Annotated in this window: 18 protein-coding genes; 7 read left to right on the forward strand and 11 right to left on the reverse strand. The window is 61.7% G+C overall.

The window, feature by feature from the left end:
* Nucleotides 1-88: 88 nt before the first annotated feature.
* The 4 genes from paaG to HGP16_RS32325 all read left to right on the forward strand — a co-directional run bounded on the left by paaG (nt 89) and on the right by HGP16_RS32325 (nt 3,474).
* Complete coding sequence (gene paaG, locus HGP16_RS32310) at nt 89-877, forward strand: 2-(1,2-epoxy-1,2-dihydrophenyl)acetyl-CoA isomerase PaaG (protein ID WP_168844019.1); 789 nt, start codon at nt 89-91, stop codon at nt 875-877.
* Nucleotides 874-1,317: a hydroxyphenylacetyl-CoA thioesterase PaaI gene (gene paaI, locus HGP16_RS32315; RefSeq protein WP_168844020.1), complete on the forward strand. Its 444-nt coding sequence runs from the start codon at nt 874-876 to the stop codon at nt 1,315-1,317. The genes paaG and paaI overlap by 4 nt, the downstream gene beginning before the upstream one ends.
* Nucleotides 1,318-1,360: 43 nt before the next feature.
* Nucleotides 1,361-2,671 (forward strand): phenylacetate--CoA ligase PaaK, encoded by a 1,311-nt coding sequence (gene paaK, locus HGP16_RS32320; protein WP_168844021.1) that lies wholly within the window; start codon nt 1,361-1,363, stop codon nt 2,669-2,671.
* Nucleotides 2,672-2,877: 206 nt separating this feature from the next.
* Nucleotides 2,878-3,474, forward strand: coding sequence for a TetR/AcrR family transcriptional regulator (locus HGP16_RS32325; protein WP_168844022.1), 597 nt, complete (start codon nt 2,878-2,880; stop codon nt 3,472-3,474).
* A 20-nt stretch (nt 3,475-3,494) separates the two neighbouring features.
* On the opposite strand, the gene HGP16_RS32330 is transcribed toward HGP16_RS32325, so the two are convergent.
* From HGP16_RS32330 to HGP16_RS32380, 11 genes are all read right to left on the reverse strand, one after another.
* Entirely contained in the window at nt 3,495-4,109 is a 615-nt protein-coding gene (locus HGP16_RS32330; RefSeq protein ID WP_168844023.1) for a transferase hexapeptide repeat family protein, read from the reverse strand.
* On the reverse strand, nt 4,110-4,628 hold the full coding sequence (locus tag HGP16_RS32335) for an acyl-CoA thioesterase (protein WP_120668632.1): 519 nt from the start codon (nt 4,626-4,628) through the stop codon (nt 4,110-4,112). It abuts the gene before it with no gap.
* Between the two features lie 4 nt (nt 4,629-4,632).
* Nucleotides 4,633-6,690, reverse strand: a complete 2,058-nt coding sequence (paaZ, locus tag HGP16_RS32340) for a phenylacetic acid degradation bifunctional protein PaaZ (RefSeq protein ID WP_168844024.1) — start codon at nt 6,688-6,690, stop codon at nt 4,633-4,635.
* A 71-nt stretch (nt 6,691-6,761) separates the two neighbouring features.
* Nucleotides 6,762-7,517: a Phenylacetic acid catabolic protein gene (locus HGP16_RS32345; protein WP_168844025.1), complete on the reverse strand. Its 756-nt coding sequence runs from the start codon at nt 7,515-7,517 to the stop codon at nt 6,762-6,764.
* Between the two features lie 24 nt (nt 7,518-7,541).
* On the reverse strand, nt 7,542-8,618 hold the full coding sequence (paaE, locus tag HGP16_RS32350) for a 1,2-phenylacetyl-CoA epoxidase subunit PaaE (protein WP_168844026.1): 1,077 nt from the start codon (nt 8,616-8,618) through the stop codon (nt 7,542-7,544).
* Between the two features lie 26 nt (nt 8,619-8,644).
* Nucleotides 8,645-9,169 carry a 1,2-phenylacetyl-CoA epoxidase subunit PaaD gene (gene paaD / locus HGP16_RS32355; protein WP_168844027.1) on the reverse strand — a complete coding sequence of 175 codons (525 nt, stop codon included), beginning with the start codon at nt 9,167-9,169 and terminating at the stop codon, nt 8,645-8,647.
* 9 nt (nt 9,170-9,178) lie between these two features.
* Entirely contained in the window at nt 9,179-9,961 is a 783-nt protein-coding gene (paaC, locus tag HGP16_RS32360; RefSeq protein WP_168844028.1) for a 1,2-phenylacetyl-CoA epoxidase subunit PaaC, read from the reverse strand.
* Nucleotides 9,961-10,245 carry a 1,2-phenylacetyl-CoA epoxidase subunit PaaB gene (paaB, locus tag HGP16_RS32365; RefSeq protein WP_168844029.1) on the reverse strand — a complete coding sequence of 95 codons (285 nt, stop codon included), beginning with the start codon at nt 10,243-10,245 and terminating at the stop codon, nt 9,961-9,963. Before paaB ends, paaC begins: the two co-directional genes overlap by 1 nt.
* A 25-nt stretch (nt 10,246-10,270) precedes the next feature.
* Nucleotides 10,271-11,275, reverse strand: a complete 1,005-nt coding sequence (paaA, locus tag HGP16_RS32370; protein WP_168844030.1) for a 1,2-phenylacetyl-CoA epoxidase subunit PaaA — start codon at nt 11,273-11,275, stop codon at nt 10,271-10,273.
* A gap of 294 nt (nt 11,276-11,569) precedes the next feature.
* Nucleotides 11,570-12,460, reverse strand: coding sequence for a phenylacetic acid degradation operon negative regulatory protein PaaX (gene paaX / locus HGP16_RS32375; protein ID WP_246703638.1), 891 nt, complete (start codon nt 12,458-12,460; stop codon nt 11,570-11,572).
* Between the two features lie 85 nt (nt 12,461-12,545).
* Nucleotides 12,546-13,025 carry an Lrp/AsnC family transcriptional regulator gene (locus HGP16_RS32380; protein WP_168844032.1) on the reverse strand — a complete coding sequence of 160 codons (480 nt, stop codon included), beginning with the start codon at nt 13,023-13,025 and terminating at the stop codon, nt 12,546-12,548.
* A 118-nt stretch (nt 13,026-13,143) separates the two neighbouring features.
* Here HGP16_RS32380 and HGP16_RS32385 point away from each other — a divergent pair, with 118 nt between their 5' ends.
* The 3 genes from HGP16_RS32385 to HGP16_RS32395 are packed head-to-tail and all read left to right on the forward strand — an operon-like array spanning nt 13,144 to nt 17,646.
* Nucleotides 13,144-15,222: a transketolase C-terminal domain-containing protein gene (locus HGP16_RS32385; RefSeq protein ID WP_168844033.1), complete on the forward strand. Its 2,079-nt coding sequence runs from the start codon at nt 13,144-13,146 to the stop codon at nt 15,220-15,222.
* 2 nt (nt 15,223-15,224) lie between these two features.
* Nucleotides 15,225-16,439, forward strand: coding sequence for a dihydrolipoamide acetyltransferase family protein (locus HGP16_RS32390; protein WP_168844034.1), 1,215 nt, complete (start codon nt 15,225-15,227; stop codon nt 16,437-16,439).
* Nucleotides 16,440-16,455: 16 nt separating this feature from the next.
* Nucleotides 16,456-17,646 carry an aromatic amino acid transaminase gene (locus HGP16_RS32395; protein ID WP_168844035.1) on the forward strand — a complete coding sequence of 397 codons (1,191 nt, stop codon included), beginning with the start codon at nt 16,456-16,458 and terminating at the stop codon, nt 17,644-17,646.
* Nucleotides 17,647-17,847: the final 201 nt, after the last annotated feature.

A 17,847-nucleotide genomic window follows, 5' to 3' on the forward strand; every position in this document is an offset into this window, starting at 1 on the left:
CCCAATCGCTGCTTTTATAATTGATTGACCGGTCGGTTTATGCAAGAATTTTCCCCAGTCGCCATGGGAAAGGCGACGGGGAGGAAGCATGTCCGATTCCGACACCATTCTGTCGGCACTAGCCGATGGCGTTTTGAGCCTCACGCTCAATCGACCCGACAAACTCAATTCCTTCAACGAGGAAATGCATCTGGCGCTGCGCGCCGGTTTCGAGCGTGCGCACAAGGATGCGGAGGTGCGTGCGGTGCTCCTGACGGGAGCCGGCCGCGGCTTCTCGGCCGGCCAGGATCTCGGCGACCGTGACCCGCGCAAGGGAACGCCGGATCTCGGCCATACGATCGAGACCTTCTACAATCCGTTGCTCCGCCTCATCCGCAGCCTGGAAAAGCCCGTTGTCTGCGCGGTCAACGGCGTGGCGGCCGGCGCCGGCGCCAATATCGCTTTTGCCTGCGACATCACGCTTGCCGCCCGTTCAGCCCGCTTCATCCAGGCCTTTGCGAAAATCGGCCTGGTGCCGGATTCCGGCGGCACCTGGAACCTGCCGCGGCTCATCGGCGAAGCTCGCGCCAAAGCGTTAGCGCTAACGGCCGAGCCGCTCGATGCGGAAACGGCGGCTGGCTGGGGCCTGATCTGGCGCGCGGTGGACGACGACAAGCTGATGGACGAGGCAACGGCCCTTGCCATCAAGCTCGCTGCCGGTCCGACGAAAGGCCTTGGTCTGACGAAGCGCGCCATCCAGGCGGCGGCGACCAACTCGCTTGACGAGCAACTCGATCTTGAGCGCGACCTGCAGCGCGAGGCCGGCCGCAGCGCCGATTATGCCGAAGGCGTCACCGCCTTTCTCGAAAAGCGCAAACCGGAGTTCAAGGGGCGATGAGCACAGTCGAAAACCTTACCACGCAGGCGCTCGCGGAAGCCTGTGCAAGATGCATGTGGGACGAAGACAATGCCAGCCGCCGCCTCGGCATGGAACTGCTTGCCGTCGTCCCCGGCGAAGCAAGCCTTTCGATGGCGATTACCGAGGCAATGACGAACGGTCATGGCACTTGCCATGGCGGCTACATCTTCACTTTAGCCGACTCGGCCTTCGCATTCGCCTGCAATACCTACAATCAGCGCACCGTCGCCCAGCACTGTTCGGTGACCTACATCGCGCCGGCGTTCAAGGGCGACCGGCTGACGGCGACGGCACGGGAGGTGTCGCGCCGCGGACGAGGCGGTATCTACGACATCGCGGTTACCAATCAGGAGGGCGAGCAGATCGCGGAATTCCGCGGCCACTCGCGAACGGTCAAGGGCACGCTTCTGCCGGACTAGCGGTTCACGCCGGCAACATCTGGCATTTCTGGAGGAGACATTCATGGAAAACCTTTCCCCGCGCGCCGGCGAGCTCGAGGCGATCGAGATGGCCTCGCGCGACGAGATTTCCGCGTTGCAACTCGAGCGCATGAAGTGGTCGCTCACACACGCCTATGAGAATTCGCCCTTCTATAGAAAGCGTTTCGATGAAACCGGCGTGCATCCCTTAGACCTGAAGACATTGCCGGACATCGCCAAATTCCCTTTCACCACGAAGAAGGATCTTCGCGACACCTATCCTTTCGGCATGTTCGCCGTGCCGCGCGAGAAGCTCGTCCGCATCCACGCCTCGTCCGGAACGACCGGCAAGCCGACCGTCGTCGGCTATACGGCCAGGGACATCGATACCTGGGCGAGCCTCGTTGCCCGCTCGATCCGCGCCTCCGGCGGTCGCGCCGGCGATATCGTCCATATCGCCTATGGCTACGGCCTCTTCACCGGCGGCCTCGGCGCGCATTATGGCGCGGAGAAACTCGGCTGCACGGTCGTACCGGTCTCCGGCGGCATGACGGAGCGGCAGGTCGCGCTGATACAGGATCTCAAGCCGCGCATCATCATGGTGACCCCTTCCTACATGCTGTCGATCCTCGACGAATTCCGCCGCCAGGGCCTCGACCCGCGCGAAAGCTCGCTCGCCGTCGGTATCTTCGGAGCCGAGCCATGGACCAATGCCATGCGTGCGGAAATCGAGCACGCCTTCGACATGCACGCCGTCGATATTTACGGCCTGTCGGAAGTAATGGGGCCGGGTGTCGCCAGCGAATGCGTCGAGAGCAAGGACGGGCTGCACATCTGGGAAGATCATTTCTATCCGGAGATCATCGATCCGGTCACCGGCGCGGCATTGCCCGATGGCGAGATCGGCGAGCTGGTCTTCACCACGCTCACCAAGGAAGGCCTGCCGGTCATCCGCTATCGCACGCGCGACCTGACGCGACTGCTGCCCGGCACGGCTCGTTCCATGCGCCGCATGGAGAAGGTGACGGGTCGCTCCGACGACATGATGATCCTGCGCGGCGTCAACGTCTTTCCGACCCAGATCGAGGAGCAGATCCTGAAATGCCGCGGGCTCGCGCCGCATTTCCAGATCGAACTGACGCGCGCCGGCCGCATGGACGACATGACCGTTCATGTGGAGTGCACGCCGGAGGCGTCGGACGAAGCGGCGCGAAACGTTTCGGCAAGGGAACTCATCCACCATATCAAGAGCGTGGTCGGCATCACGACCAAGATTACCGTGCATCCGCCGGGCGGCGTGGCACGTTCCGAAGGCAAGGCGAAACGCATTGTCGACAACCGCCCGAAAGAATGATCGGCACCCGGCGGGATAACGCATGTCGCGCAAAAGTGTGCAGCGGTTTTGCGGCAACGACATGCGCGACATCAAAGGCCTAATGCACGAGAAGCGAATCTGAAAGATCGCGACGCGCTTTAGTCTGGCAAGCATTTGATTGTATATAGGAAGAACGGCCGCCAGGTACGGTTAAGGTCAATCGGGAATGAGCAGAGCAGGATCACATGGCACGCACGCGCGCAGTTGATTTCGAGGAAAAGCAGCGTGGCATCTTGGCAAGCGCAGCGGCAGTCTTCGCCGATATGGGCATGGAGAAGGCATCCATGTCGATGATCGCCTCGCATGGCAACATCTCGAAAGCCCTGCTTTATCACTACTATCCCGGCAAGGACGCGCTGATCTTCGACATCGTGCAAACACATCTGACGGAGCTGGAAAGCGCGATCGAAACAGCGGATCGCACTGATGTTGCGCCGCAGGAACGCCTGCGCCTGCTCGTGAAAGCGGTGCTGAAGAACTATGAAGGCGCCGACAACGAACACAAGGTTCAGCTGAACGGCACGCATGCCCTATCGCAGGAGCAGCTAGCGGAATTGCGGACGATCGAACGGCGGATCGTCAAACGCTTTTCCAGCGTCATCGAGGATCTCAACCCGGACCTCAACAAGAACAGGCCGTTGCTGATGCCGGTGACCATGTCGCTCTTCGGCATGATGAACTGGGTCTATATGTGGTTCCGGCCCAATGGACCGATCACCCGTGACGAATATGCTGACATTGCCACCACCCTCATCCTCGAAGGGGTCAAGGCCGTCCGTTGAGGCGGCGTTGACGCCGCCGGTCAGTCGCCGAGCTTCATCCTTTCAAGGATAAGCGGATCGTATTCCGGCGCCCGAATGCGGCGTCGATCCGGCTCGGGCGCGGTCAATGGCTCGACGGCCACCAGCTTCTCCTTCGCCTCCAGCGCCAGGCGCTGATAGATGGCGGTACCCTGGCGCTTCCAGGCGATCTCCTCCGGCGTCAACTCGCGCACGACACGCGCCGGCGAACCGACGGCGAGGCTGTTTGCCGGGATTTCGGCGCCGGCCTTGACGAAGGCCATGGCGGCCACGATGGCGTTCTCGCCGATGACGGCCTCATCCATAATGACAGCATTCATGCCGACCATGGCATTGACGCCGATGCGACAGCCATGCAGCACCGCGCCATGGCCGATATGCCCCGCCTCGCCGATCGTCACTTCCAGATTCGGGAAACTATGGACAACGCAGGTCTCCTGTACGTTCGAACCGCGCTCGAGCACGATGCGCCCGAAATCTCCGCGCAGCACGGCACCCGGCCCGACATAACAGGCGGGACCGACGATGACATCGCCGATGACGGTTGCGGCAGGATGCACGAAGGCTGCGGCATCGATGACCGGGATCACGCCGTCATAGGAATAGATCTGCGCCATTCAGTCGCCTCCCAATCCTTCCACGTCGCGTCCGGTCTCGGCCACCGCATCAAGCCGCTGCGCGAATTCGCGGCGCAACGTCCGGCGAAGCTGGGCGGCCTTGTGCCGGCGGATATCGGCCGGCGTTACCGGCACCAGCTCGGGCACGCGAACCGGGCGGCCGGCCTCGTCGACGGCGACCATGGTGAAATAACAGGAATTGGTGTGGCGGCGCTGGCCGGACCGGATGTTTTCCGCCTCGACCCGGATGCCGACTTCCATGGAGGTACGGCCCGTGTCGTTGATCGAGGCGCGGAAGGTGACCAATTCGCCCACCTGAATCGCCTCCTTGAACAAGACCTGGTCGACCGACAGCGTCACCGCATATTGTTTGGAATAGCGCGACGCGCAGGAAAAGGCGACGCGATCGAGCAGGTTCAGAAGGGCGCCGCCATGCACCTTGCCGCTGAAATTCGCCATGTCCGGCGTCATCAGCACGGTCATTTCCAGGCGATGCGGGTCTTGCTCGATTGTCGTCATGCGCTCACTCTCTCGTTTTCGCCACCATCGTCAGAACGTCATATTGCGCGACGACGGCATCCAGCTGGTTGGTTACCTTGCAATCCCAACGCACCTCGCCATGCTCGGCATTGATGCGGGGATTGATCTCCTTGCAGGTCAACTGCACCTTAAGCGTATCACCCGGATTGACCGGTGTCAGGAAGCGCAGATTATCGACACCGTAATTTGCAAGGACCGGGCCAGGAGCCGGATCGACGAAAAGGCCGGCCGCGAACGAAACAATGAGATAGCCATGCGCCACGCGGCCGTCGAAGAACGGATTGGCCTTGGCAGCCTCATCGTCCATATGGGCATAGAAGGTATCGCCGGTAAAACTGGCGAAGTGCTCGATATCGTCGAGCGTGACCGTGCGCTTCGCGGTTATGAGCTGGTCGCCGATCTTGAGCTCGGCGAGCGACTTGCGGAAAGGATGTTCGCTGCCGGTGCGGGCATCCGCGCCATCCATCCAGCGTCCGGTAACGGCCGAAAGCAGGCGCGGCGTGCCCTGAACGGCGGTGCGTTGCATATAGTGCTTCACGCCGCGGATGCCGCCGAGCTCTTCGCCGCCGCCGGCGCGGCCGGGACCGCCGTGGACGAGGCCAGGCAGTGGCGAGCCGTGGCCGGTGGAGCTCCTGGCGCTGGCGCGGTTGCCGATCATCACACGGCCATGGAACGGCGCGAGCCCGAGAACCACGTCCTCGGCGAAATGCGGATCATTGGTGAAGACCGAGGCAACGAGGCTGCCCTTGCCGCGTCGCGCCAGATCGACCGCCTCTTCCGCCGTGTCATAGGGCATGACGGTGCTGACCGGACCGAAGGCCTCGACCTCGTGAACGGCACGCGCCGAGCCCGGCTTGTCGCAATAGAGCAAGACGGGATTGAGGAAGGCGCCGACATTCGCATCGCCAGACACGACACTCGGATTATCGGGATCACCGCCGACGATCTCGGCATCGGCAGCAAGATCCCGGATACGCGCCCGCACCTCCTCGCGCTGGCCGAGGCTCGCAAGCGGCCCCATGCGAACCGTCTCGTCGGCCGGATTGCCGATCGCCGTCTTGCCGAGGCGATCGTTCAAGGCGGCAATCAGCGCCTCGCTATAGGCGCGGGGAGCGATGACACGACGGATGGCGGTGCATTTCTGGCCGGCTTTCACGGTCATCTCACGGGCGACTTCCGTGACGAAGAGGTCGAACTCCTCTGTGCCGGGTGCCGCATCGAGGCCGAAGATAGCCGCGTTTAGGCTGTCGGCCTCCATGGTGAAGCGCACGGAATTTTCGATGAGCGCCTTATGCGTCTTCAGACGTTGGCCGGTTGCAGCGGAACCGGTGAAGGTCACCACATCCTGGCCCTCGACGTGATCGAGGAGATCACCAACCGAGCCGCAAACGAGTTGCAGCGCGCCTTCCGGCAGCAGGCCGGTCTCGATGATGCGGCGAACCATGAGTTCGGTGAGATAGGCCGTCTGGCTCGCCGGCTTGACGATGGCGGGAACGCCTGCAAGCAAGGTCGGCGCCACCTTTTCCAGCATTCCCCAACAAGGGAAGTTGAAAGCATTGATGTGAACGGCGACGCCCTGGAGCGGGCTCAATATATGCTGCGCGGAAAAGCTCTGATCCTTGGAGAGTGGCTCCACATCGCCGTCGAGCAGCACGCGTGCATTCGGCAACTCGCGCCGGCCCTTGGAGGCGTAGGAAAGCAGGGTGCCGATACCGCCTTCGATATCGACCCAACTATCGGCGCGCGTGGCGCCGGTCGCCGTCGAGAGCGCGTAGAATTCTTCCTTCCTGTCGAGCAGCGCCTGGCCGAGCGCCTTCAGCATGGCGGCGCGCTCATGGAAGGACATGCGCCTGAGCGCTGGGCCACCCTTGTCGCGACCATGCGCCAGGGTCTGCTTGAAATCGATGCCCGAGGAATCGATTAAGGCGACGGGCGCACCGGTCGACGCATCGAGCAGCGGCACGCCTTGCTTGGCGCCGGCGACCCAGGCGCCGCCGACATAGCTTTCAAGCCGCCGCGGCTGGTTTGCCATGATGTTCATCCGAATTTCCTTCCTTCGTCTTTTCCGGCAATCCCGAACGGAAAACCGCTGCACGCTTTTCCTGGGATTGCTTAGATCAATCCAAGCGCAGACATCTGCGCATCGACCTCGGCCTGCCATTCGGCAAGCAGGGTCTCGTTAGGCGTATGGCGCAAGCCGAAGCGCGACAGTGTCTCGAAGCGAGCCGAGCCGGCATGGCCGAAACTCGCCGCAACGCGGGGATACCAATAGGCGACCGAAGCGCGCGCCTTCGCCCGCCCCTCGTCATCGGCGACGATGCGGGCTAGACCGGCAGCGCCGAGCTCCGCATGGCGCTTTTCGCGCGGCAGGATTGCGCGAAAGACTTCGGCGACCGGCTGATAGGAAACGCGTGCGAGCTCCTTCAGCTGCACAACGCTGGCAGCGCCCATCAACACGTTCATGACAACCGCATCCACCCAGCCTTCCAGCGGATAGTGGAAGACGGAAAGCCGCATGTCGCCGCCCTGCCTGACGGCACCGATATCGGCCTCACGAGAAAGCCGCACCGCCCAGGGGTGGTGCACGGCATACCGGCCGCCGTCGACACCGAAGGTCTCCATGATCTTCAGGACCTGGCCGGCATGATCGGTCTTTTCCAGCACGATGCGCGCTGCGGAAATCCTTTCCTGAATGCCAGGCGCATCGTTGATAATATCGGCAAAGCCAGCTGAACCGGCCAGTTCGCTGTCGACGAAGCTCGCCATCAATCGCAGCAATTCGCCGCGATAGCGGGGAGGCGCATTGTCGGGAGAGGACAGGATGCCGCCCTCCTCCAGATATTGCTCGATCGGCATCGTCTCGGACATCTTATTCCTCCCTTCGATGCGACCCTACTGGTCGTAGCTGACGACGATGCGGTCAGTGAGCGGATAGCACTGACAGGTCAGCACATAGCCCTGGCGCACCTCATAATCCTCAAGCGCGTGATTGACCTCCATCTCGACCTCGCCTTCGAGAAGCTTGGCGCGGCAGGTGGAGCAGACCCCGGCCTTGCAGGCATAGGGCACGTCCATCGCGTTTTCGAGCGCGGCATCGAGCAGGCACTGGCCATGCTTGGGAAACTTGAAGACACGCGTTGCCCCGTCGAGCGTAACGGTCGCCTCGCAGCTCGTTCCATGATCCGCGGCGGCTGCGCTCTCCACCTTGCGGCGGGCGCGGCCCGGCTGGGAGGAGGCGAAGAGCTCGAACTTGATCTGGTCGTCGCGCATGCCGTGCTCGCGCAGCGCCGAAGCGATCGCCAGCATCATGGGCTCGGGGCCGCAGATGAAAGCGGTCGCAACCGACGTCAGATCGATCCAGCTCTTGAAGAGCGCCTTGCATTTTTCCGCGTCGATCCGACCGGTGAAAAGATCGATCTCCTGCGCTTCGCTTTCGAGAAAATGCAGCACCGACAGGCGGCCGAGATAGAGGTTCTTCAGATCATCGAGCTCTTCGCGGAACATGATCGAGCTGATCTGCCTGTTGGCGTAGACCAGGGTGAAGACCGAGCGTGGCTCGCGCGCCAGCACGGTCTTGATGATCGAGAGAAGCGGCGTGACGCCGCTGCCGCCGGCGAAGCCGATATAGTGCCTTGCGAGATCGGGCTCGATCGCCGTGAAGAAAGCGCCCATCGGCGGCATGGCTTCCAGCGTGTCGCCGGCTTTGAGGTTTTCATTGATCCAGGTCGAGAAGCAGCCGCCATCCACGCGCTTGATGCCGACCTTCAGCACGCCTTCGTCCTTGCCGGCGCAGATCGAATAGGAGCGACGCAGTTCCTCGTCGTCGAACTTGCGGCGGAAGGTGAGATATTGCCCTTGCGTGAAATCGAAGACGGCCCGATCCTCCTCGGATGGCGCAAGCGTGACGACGACCGCATCGCGCGTCTCGCGACGCACATCGGTGACGGTCAGGGGATGGAAACGTGCCATGGATGCGGGGCCTCGTCCTATTGGGGTCAAATGCACTTGAAGTAATCGAACGGCTCGAGACAGTCGGTGCAGCGATAGCTCGCCTTGCATGGCGTCGAACCGAACTGGCTGATCTTTTCCGTAGTTGTCGATCCGCAGCGCGGACAGGCGATGGTAAGGTTGGAGCGGCCGGAAAGCCGGTCGATACGCTTCATCAGCACGCCGTCGGCAGCCGTGCCATCGATCGGCGGGGCGATGCCGTAGGCGCGCAGCTTCTCGCGCCCCTCGGCACTGATCCAATCCGTCGTCCATGCAGGCGACAGCTGGCGCTCGAGGCGCACCCGGTCGAGGCCCTTTTCGGCCAATGCCCGCTCGATATCGAGGTTGATCACCGTCGTGGCGGGGCAGCCCGAATAGGTCGGCGTCACCGTGACAACAATCGTATCGTCCTGCCAGCCGACGTCGCGGATGATGCCGAGATCGGTCAGCGAAATCACCGGAATTTCCGGGTCCGGCACCTCCGACAGCCAGTGCCAGACCTCGTCGACCGAAGGATGAAGTGCGGTCGCCATGCCAGCCTCCTACCAGGTCGCGCCCGGATAGGCGCGCTGCAGGAATTGCATCTCGGCAAGCAGATAGCCAAGATGCTCGGTGTGAACGCCGCGCCGGCCGCCCTTGTGCATGTAGCCATCCGCCGGGCGAGCGAGGGTCGCATCGGCGAGCGCATCGGAAACGATCTCGTCCCAGCCGGGTTTGAGGCTTTGCGGTTCCGGGATCACCCCGGCCTGCGCCAGCGCGACATCGGCGGCGTCGCCGACGAACATTTCGCCGGTGAAGGGCCAGAGATCGTCCAGGGCATCCTGCATGCGGCGATGGCTTTCGGCCGTGCCGTCGCCCAGGCGGATGATCAGGTCACGGCTGCGATCGAGGTGGTAGGAAACTTCCTTGAAGGCCTTTTCGGCAATCTCGGCGATGCGACGGTCGCTCGAACCCTTCAACGCTTTCAGCAGCAGATAATGCCAGGCGTCAAAGAGGAATTGCCGCATCAGTGTCTTGCCGAAATCGCCGTTGGGGCGCTCGACGAGCAATATATTGCGGAACTCGAAACCGTCTCGCAGATAGGCGAGATCATCAGCCAAGCGGCCCTTGCCTTCCACCTCGCCCGCCAGACCGAGCCAGAGCTGCGTCTGGCCGATGAGGTCGAGCGCCGTGTTGGCAAGCGCGATATCCTCCTCCAGCGCCGGCCCGCGGCCACACCATTCGGAAACGCGATGGCCGAGGACCAGCGCATTGTCACCGATGCGAACCAGGAATTCGACGAGAGCGGCTCGATCGACTGTCGGCTCAAAGGTAGCGGTCGCCATCACATGTGCCCCACTTCATCGGGAATGTCGAAGAAGGTCGGGTGACGATAGACCTTCGAATTGGAGGGGTCGAAGAGCGGGCCTTTTTCCGAAGGCGCGCTGGCGGTGATCTCGGCAGACCGCACCACCCAAATGCTGACGCCCTCGTTGCGGCGGGTATAGACATCGCGCGCATTGTTGATCGCCATTTCGGCATCGGGCGCGTGCAGGCTGCCGACATGGCGATGGTTGAGGCCGTGCTGACCACGGATGAAGACTTCCCAAAGCGGCCACTCGCTGGACATGTTCTCACTCCCTATCCTGCCGGCTTTATTCGGCGGCGACCTTTGCGGCGGCCCGGCGCTCCGCCGCCTTTTCGGCATGGGCCGTCAAGCCGTCGCGGAACCATGCACCATCATCCCAGGCCTGCTTGCGGGCATTGAGACGCTCCGCATTGCAGGGGCCGTTGCCGGCGATCACGTTGAAGAACTCTTCCCAATCCGGCTCGCCGAAATCGTAGCCACCCTTTTCCTCGTTCCATTTGAGAGCCGGATCGGGAACGGTAAGGCCGAGATATTCGGCTTGCGGCACGGTCTGGTCGACGAATTTCTGCCGCAGCTCGTCGTTGGAATTCTGCTTGATCTTCCAGGCCATCGACTGAGCCGAATGCACGGAGGCGTCATCTGAAGGGCCGAACATCATCAGCGAAGGCCACCACCAGCGGTTCAACGCATCCTGCACCATGGCCTTCTGAGCCGGCGTGCCCTTCACCATCTTCATCAGGATGTCGAAGCCCTGGCGCTGATGGAAGCTTTCTTCCTTGCAGATACGGATCATGGCCCGCGAATAAGGGCCGTAGGAACAGCGCTGCAAGGGAACCTGGTTCATGATGGCAGCGCCATCGACCAGCCAGCCGATCGCGCCGATATCGGCCCAGGTCAACGTCGGATAGTTGAAGATCGAGGAATATTTGGCCTTGCCGCAATGCAGCTGCTCATACATCTCGTCGCGGCTGATGCCGAGCGTCTCGGCGGCACAATAGAGATAGAGGCCGTGGCCGGCTTCATCCTGGACCTTGGCGAGCAGGATCGCCTTGCGCTCCAGTGTCGGCGCGCGGGTAATCCAGTTACCTTCCGGAAGCTGGCCGACAATTTCGGAATGGGCGTGCTGGCTGATCTGACGGATCAAGGTCTTGCGGTAGCCTTCCGGCATCCACTCCTTCGGCTCTATCTTCTGGCCGGCATCGATGCGTTCCTGAAAGGCGCGCTCCTCAGGGTCCATCTCGTCGAGGGAACGGATGCGGGCGCCATCGGTTTTCACCATCTGTGCGTACATTGATCTTTCCTCCGTCCTAGCGCGTCCGGCGCGCTCATGAGCGCGCAGACCTGCCGTAGTCTTGAACCTCAGCCGAGCTGAAGCTTCAACGCACGTCAGTATAGGCCTGTTTCACGCTCTCCTCCATGAAACGCCTACTTGGCGGCATATGCATTAACCGACCGATCGGTCATTGTATTAGCACGCGATATGTCACAATACAAATCAATTTTCCGAGTTTTCTGTGACATTTAACGTCGTGAAAGCACGCTACGGGGAGGACCCACACGCCATGTGACTGAGAGAACTGATCTTTCAGCGGAACTTGAGGCGATCGAGCCGGTTTTGGCTTGCCGGCGTCGCCTCTTTCAGCTTTCCGGCCTCGTTGACAAAACGGCGGCCGACATAGGCATCGGCCTTCTTCGACAACAGCAGATAGAGATCGGCAAACAGGCGCCTAGCCTCCTTGCCCGGCCAGTTGCCCGGCAGGGCCGATTTCGGAAGATGCGGCTCGCGCAGCATGATCAGCCGGTATTGGTGGACAAGCAGCAGCCGCGCGATCAGGCAATCGAATGATGATAAAGCCGCACAATCTCCGACTCGCTGCGAAAACGCGCCAAATCGCGCGGTAAACTCGCTATAGGCTTCCGCGAAGTGCTGCAGGTTCCAGGCCTCTTCTGCAAACTCCCTCAAGGCGCCGTTCTCGGTTGCGAGCTGAGCATCGAAGACGACAACGCGACCCGGCAAGGGCAGCGCGGGATGCGTTCCCATCGCAAGACGGGGGCCCAATCGGGCGAAGCCGTCCCGCTCGAGGCCCTGCATGATCTCTTCGGGAGCGGGGCCATTGATCAGGACGAATTGCCACCGGACGGCAGGCTCCGGCCCATAGAAGAGACTGGCGGCTTCGGCGAATTCCGCTTGGGCCGCGTCCGTCAGTCGATAGTAGCTGCGGCGCCCTTCCCGCTCTCCGGCAAGCTGGCCGGCCGTAACCAGTCGCGACACGGCGGTGCGCACCAGCGTCTCGGTGATCCCAACGCTCTTGCATGTCTCGATGAGGTTGCCGATCCAGACGACTCCGCCCCGCGGCTCGACGACATCGCCGTAGATCGTGACGATGAAACTCGCGGCCTTGATGGGCAGATCGACGAGAAGCGCCGTAACCGCTTCGCTCAAATCATCGCCGAGTTTGACGTTATCAGCCGACAATCCAACTCTGCTCCGCATCCGCAATCGTTAGGATCTATTAGCGTGAGATGCTCATAATGTTCAAGGTGAGCGCAGCCAGAGGCTTCTATCGTGTGACATTCGTCGGCAACGCCGTCGTGTATTTGACGCATTTCAGCGAGAAGTGCGACGACGAGCTCAACACGGCTTCATGGGTCAGGATACCGCGCATCAGCAGTCCTTCATATTCCCGGACATCGGCAACCACCGCGCGGATCAGATAATCCCACTCACCCGACATGGAATAGCATTCGAGCACTTCGCGATAGCTCGCGATGAATTGTTCGAAATCGCGGCGGGTCGCGGGATCATGGGTCTTCATCTTGACCTGGCAGAAGACATTGAGACCCTTGCCGATCTTGTCGGGATCGACCAGGCGGACCGTCCTGCCGAGCACGCCGGCGCTTTCCAGTGCCTTGATCCTTCGCCAGCAGGAGGCAGGCGACGCGCCCACCTTCTCGGCCAGCGCCGCCTGGCTGATATCGCCTTCTTCCTGCAGCACGCGAAGGATCGCTCTGTCGATATGATCAAGGTCGAAATCTTCCATTCAAAAATCTGCCATTTATGAATTAAAACCATCAAATACTAGGTCAATTTCCATGAGATTGAAAGGAATAACGCGGCCACTTGAATTAGAATCATGCGACCAGATGCAGGAGGAGCAAATGGCCCAACTGGCGATAAAAAAGCATGAGAGCAACGCGCCCGACCACCGTATCGACTGGCGCAGGGTCGCCCGCCTCATCCATCTCTCAAGAGCCCTCGATGAGCTGGAAGAGACGCGCCTGGTTCCGGAAAAAAAGGTGCTCTACCAGTTTTCGGCGCGCGGCCACGACATGGCGCAAATCCTTCTCGGCACGCAGCTGACCGGCCTGCACGACGCGACCTGCGGCTATTACCGCTCAAGGCCGCTTCTGCTCTCGCTCGGCGTCGATCCGGCCGATGCGCTCGGCTCGGCCATGGGGCGCGCCGGCGGCTATTCCGACGGGCGCGATATTGGCGTCGTGTTCAATTATCCGAACCTCTCCGGTGCCTCGGCCCTGCCCATGTGCGGTGGCGTCGGTGCGCAATACACGCCGACTGCCGGCTGGGCGCAGGCGATGAAATACTACGCGACCACATTGGGCCACGAAGAGTATGCGCGGGATATCGGCGTCGTCCTCGGGGGCGACGGCTCCGTCGCCTCGAACGGCTTCTGGGCCGCACTGAGTGCCGCAACGACGCAGGCATTGCCGATGCTGTTTTTCATCGAGGATAATGGCTTCGGCATTTCGGTGCCGTCGACGGTTCAGACACCCGGCGGGAATATTGCAGCCAATCTCGCCAGCTGGAAGAACCTTGCGATATTCGATGGCGACGGCTGCGACCCGGCCGAGGCCGCACACCTCGTACAGGATGCGGTCTCCTTCGTTCGCGAAGCGCGCAAGCCCGCTCTTTTGCGGCTGACGGTTCCCCGGCTCGAGGGCCACAGTTTTCAGGACACGCAGACCTATAAGAGCGAGGAAACCGTGAGGCGTGAGTGGGAGCGCGATCCGCTACCGCGCCTGAAGGAATTTCTCGTCCCCGCCGTTATGTCGATGGAGGAATGGACCGCCTGTGAAAGCGAAGCGCGCGAGGTAGCCGAAAGCGCCCGCGCAGCAGCTGAGGAACGGCCGGTCGCCGATCCCACTTCGGTGACCCGCCATGTGTTCTTCGATGGCGACATGCAGACGATGGGGGGCCAGCATCCAGCCGGATATGTGCCTCCGGCGACAACGAACGAACCGGCGACCTCCGGCCCGCGCATCAACATGGTCACCGCCATCCGCAGAACGCTCGAACACGAGATGTCGATCAACGAGCGCGTCGTCATGTTCGGCGAGGATATCGGCCTGAAGGGCGGCGTCCATGCCGTAACCCTTGGGATGCAGGAAAAATTCGGCAACGAGCGCGTTTTCGATACCTCATTGTCCGAGGAGGGGATCATCGGCCGCGCGGTTGGCATGGCACTTGCCGGGCTCGTGCCCATCCCGGAAATCCAGTTCCGGAAATATGCGGAACCAGCCACCGAACAGCTGAACGACTGCGGCACCATTCGCTGGCGCACCAACAATCGCTTCGCCGCCCCGGTCGTGGTGCGCATGCCCGGCGGCTTCTTCAAATGCGGCGACCCCTGGCACAGCCAGACCAACGAGGTGGCCTTCGTTCATCAGCCCGGATGGAAGGTCGCCGTTCCCTCAAATGCTGAGGATGCCGTCGGCCTGTTGCGTACCTCGATCCGCGGCAACGACCCGGTTATCTTCTTCGAGCACAGGGCAATGCTCGATCACGCATGGGCACGCCGCGCCTATCCCGGCGACGATTTCGCGCTGCCCTTCGGTAAGGCGAAGCTGACACGGACCGGCAACGACATCACCATCGTCACCTGGGGTGCGATGGTGCACCGCTGCGAGGAGGCAGCCGAAGGCATCTCCGCCGATGTCATCGATCTTCGCACGCTGATGCCCTGGGACCAGGAGGCTGTGCTTGCCTCGGTCGCCAAGACGCATCGCTGCCTGATCGTTCATGAAGATCTCGAGACCGGTGGCTTTGGCGCCGAAATTGCCGCCGTCATTGCGGACAAGGCGTTCATGGATCTCGATGCGCCGGTCTCCCGCCTGACCATGCCCGATATCCCGAGCCCACATAACCCCGTCCTATTGGAATGGGCCGTGCCTTCGACGGAACGGATCGCCAAACGCATCGCCGAAATCCTGGAGTTTTGAGCATGACGAATACCATCGAGATCACGGCTCCGCTCGAACAGGAAGGCACGAAAGCGATCGTCCGTAACTGGTTGAAGCAGATCGGCGATCATGTGAAAGAGGGCGATGCCCTCGTCGAACTCGAAACCGACAAGGTGACCCAGGAGATAGCGGCGCCATGCGACGGCATCCTGAGCGAGATCGCCATGGAAGACGGCGATGACGCAGCGCCGGGGGCGATCCTCGGGCGAATGAGCACCAAAGCGAACAGCGTTGCAATGGAAGCACCCTCTGCTCCCTCGCAGGTGCAGCCAGTCCCGACCACAGCCGCAATAGCCTCCAACTATTATTCGCCGGCCGTTCGCAAGGCCGCCGAAGAATACGAGATCGATCCGGCGACGCTGAAAGGCAGCGGCAAGGGCGGGCGCGTCACGCGCGCCGATATGGATCACGCGCTCGAAGCCGGTAAGCCCCATCCGGCCGCTCCGGTACCGCAACAGGTCGGCGGCGAGCAGCCTTTCGCGGCAACTCCGGTTGACGGCAAATCCCGGACCGTACCCCATTCGGCCATGCGGCTTGCGATCGCAAGACACATGGCCGAATCCTTCACGACGGCACCGCAAGTCACGGCGGTTTTTGAAGCGGATTTCATGGCGATCATGCGCCATCGCGATCACCATAAGGAGCGCCTGAAAGCCGAAGGCGTGAACTTGTCCTATACCGCCTATTTCGTGGCGGCGTCTGTCGCGGCCATGAAGGTCGTACCAGAGGTGAATAGTCAGTGGCACGATGACAGCCTTGAGATATTCGAGGACGTCAATATCGGCGTCGGGATCGCATTGGGCGACAAAGGCCTGGTCGCACCGGTGATCCGGCACGCGCAGGATCTTTCGCTTGAGGCAATCGCCGCCCGGCTGCAGGATCTGACGAACAGGGCCCGATCCAATACCCTCAAGGGTGACGAGCTGAAGGGCGGAACATTCACCATTTCCAATCACGGGGTTTCCGGCTCGCTGCTGGCATCCCCGATCATCATCAACCAGCCGCAGTCGGCCATTCTCGGTATCGGCAAGCTGGAAAAGCGTGTCGTCGTTCGGGAGGCCGACGGAGTCGATACGATCCAGATCCGCCCGATGGCCTATGTCTCCCTGACGATCGACCACCGTTCCCTGGACGGCCACCAGACGAACGCATGGTTGACCGAATTCGTGCGGGTCCTGCAGGATTGGCCTCAATAAATGGAGGGAGGCACCAATGAACAAGACGGCGTTTTTCGATAGTCTGACAGAGCAGAAGCCCGATCCTCTGCTGGAATTGATTGCCAAGTTCGCGGCCGATCCGAGACCCGGGAAAGTCGATCTCGGGGTCGGCGTCTATCGCGATGAAACGGGCCGCACGCCGGTCATGAAAGCCGTCAAGACGGCCGAGCATTATCTCTGGGAAACGCAAGAATCCAAATCCTACATCGGCCCCGAGGGCGATCCTCTCTTCCTGCGGACATTGGCACACGAAGTCTTCGGCGGGCGCCATTGCGGCAGGCTGCTCGCCGGAATTCAGACGCCGGGCGGCACCGGCGCCCTGCGCCTGGCCGCTGAGCTGCTTGCTCTCGACAAGCGGCGCAAGATCTGGATCGGTACGCCGACATGGGTCAACCATCAGGCGATCTTTGCCGCCGTCGGCCTTCAGGCCGGAACCTATCGTTTCTTCGATATCGGCAAGCAGGCCGTTCTGATCGACGACATGCTGACGGCCCTGCAGAACGCCGCTCCCGGCGACGCGGTGCTGTTGCAGACGAGCTGCCATAACCCGACCGGCGCAGCTTTATCGCAACAGAACTGGCGAGATATTGCCGACATCGCCGCCGCCCGGGGATTGCTCCCCCTCTTCGACAATGCCTATCAGGGCCTGGGGCACGGCCGGGCCGAAGATGCAGCCGGCATGATGATGGTCATCGAAGCGGTCGGCGAAGCCATGGTTGCCGTCTCCTGCTCGAAATCCTTTTCGCTCTATCGGGAGCGTACCGGCGCGGTCTATTTGGTCGGAGACCGGCAGGCATCGTTGAACAAGGCGATCGGCAATCTCGCAGGCTATGCCCGCGCGAGCTACTCCATGCCGCCCGCGCACGGAGCGGCCATCGTCGCGGCAATCCTCCAGGATGCGTCACGCCGCCAGGCCTGGATGGATGAGTTGAATGACATGCGCATCCGCATAACGGAGATCCGCCGCGCGGCCGGAGAGGCCTTTGGTCGATTTCGTTCCGAGCTCGCCCATATAGGCGCCCAGGAGGGCATGTTTTCCCTGCTGCCGATCTCCCCCGAAAATGTCCGGAAACTCCGGGCCGAACACGGCATCTACATGCCGGACTCCGGACGGATCAATGTCGCGGGCATGCGGGTCGAGGACGTGGCGTCCGTGACCGAATGCATCGGTCCGTATCTGGCTTGAAGACGGGCCGAAGTGGTCAAGCGTTTCAGGCGAGCGCTTGACTGCAATGCACTATTGAACCGCGACGTTGGAACTGCGCTAGAGCCTGCTGCTTTCATACGGAAGCATATCCTGAGTTTGTGAGGTAGTTTGCGCATTCGGCTGGCGAGAAGCAGTCGAGCATTTCACCAGCCTTGCGCCATGTCGCTTCGACTGTGCGAG

The sequence above is a fragment of the Rhizobium sp. P40RR-XXII genome (assembly GCF_012641405.1).
Classification (GTDB): Bacteria; Pseudomonadota; Alphaproteobacteria; order Rhizobiales; family Rhizobiaceae; genus Rhizobium.

What these genes read in the sequence shown, in the direction of transcription:
- paaG (WP_168844019.1), top strand. Translation starts at nt 89, where the DNA reads ATGTCCGATTCCGACACCATTCTGTCGGCACTAGCCGATGGCGTTTTG.
- paaI (WP_168844020.1), top strand. Translation starts at nt 874, where the DNA reads ATGAGCACAGTCGAAAACCTTACCACGCAGGCGCTCGCGGAAGCCTGT.
- paaK (WP_168844021.1), top strand. Translation starts at nt 1,361, where the DNA reads ATGGAAAACCTTTCCCCGCGCGCCGGCGAGCTCGAGGCGATCGAGATG.
- HGP16_RS32325 (WP_168844022.1), top strand. Translation starts at nt 2,878, where the DNA reads ATGGCACGCACGCGCGCAGTTGATTTCGAGGAAAAGCAGCGTGGCATC.
- HGP16_RS32330 (WP_168844023.1), bottom strand. Translation starts at nt 4,109, where the DNA reads ATGGCGCAGATCTATTCCTATGACGGCGTGATCCCGGTCATCGATGCC.
- HGP16_RS32335 (WP_120668632.1), bottom strand. Translation starts at nt 4,628, where the DNA reads ATGACGACAATCGAGCAAGACCCGCATCGCCTGGAAATGACCGTGCTG.
- paaZ (WP_168844024.1), bottom strand. Translation starts at nt 6,690, where the DNA reads ATGAACATCATGGCAAACCAGCCGCGGCGGCTTGAAAGCTATGTCGGC.
- HGP16_RS32345 (WP_168844025.1), bottom strand. Translation starts at nt 7,517, where the DNA reads ATGTCCGAGACGATGCCGATCGAGCAATATCTGGAGGAGGGCGGCATC.
- paaE (WP_168844026.1), bottom strand. Translation starts at nt 8,618, where the DNA reads ATGGCACGTTTCCATCCCCTGACCGTCACCGATGTGCGTCGCGAGACG.
- paaD (WP_168844027.1), bottom strand. Translation starts at nt 9,169, where the DNA reads ATGGCGACCGCACTTCATCCTTCGGTCGACGAGGTCTGGCACTGGCTG.
- paaC (WP_168844028.1), bottom strand. Translation starts at nt 9,961, where the DNA reads ATGGCGACCGCTACCTTTGAGCCGACAGTCGATCGAGCCGCTCTCGTC.
- paaB (WP_168844029.1), bottom strand. Translation starts at nt 10,245, where the DNA reads ATGTCCAGCGAGTGGCCGCTTTGGGAAGTCTTCATCCGTGGTCAGCAC.
- paaA (WP_168844030.1), bottom strand. Translation starts at nt 11,275, where the DNA reads ATGTACGCACAGATGGTGAAAACCGATGGCGCCCGCATCCGTTCCCTC.
- HGP16_RS32380 (WP_168844032.1), bottom strand. Translation starts at nt 13,025, where the DNA reads ATGGAAGATTTCGACCTTGATCATATCGACAGAGCGATCCTTCGCGTG.
- HGP16_RS32385 (WP_168844033.1), top strand. Translation starts at nt 13,144, where the DNA reads ATGGCCCAACTGGCGATAAAAAAGCATGAGAGCAACGCGCCCGACCAC.
- HGP16_RS32390 (WP_168844034.1), top strand. Translation starts at nt 15,225, where the DNA reads ATGACGAATACCATCGAGATCACGGCTCCGCTCGAACAGGAAGGCACG.
- HGP16_RS32395 (WP_168844035.1), top strand. Translation starts at nt 16,456, where the DNA reads ATGAACAAGACGGCGTTTTTCGATAGTCTGACAGAGCAGAAGCCCGAT.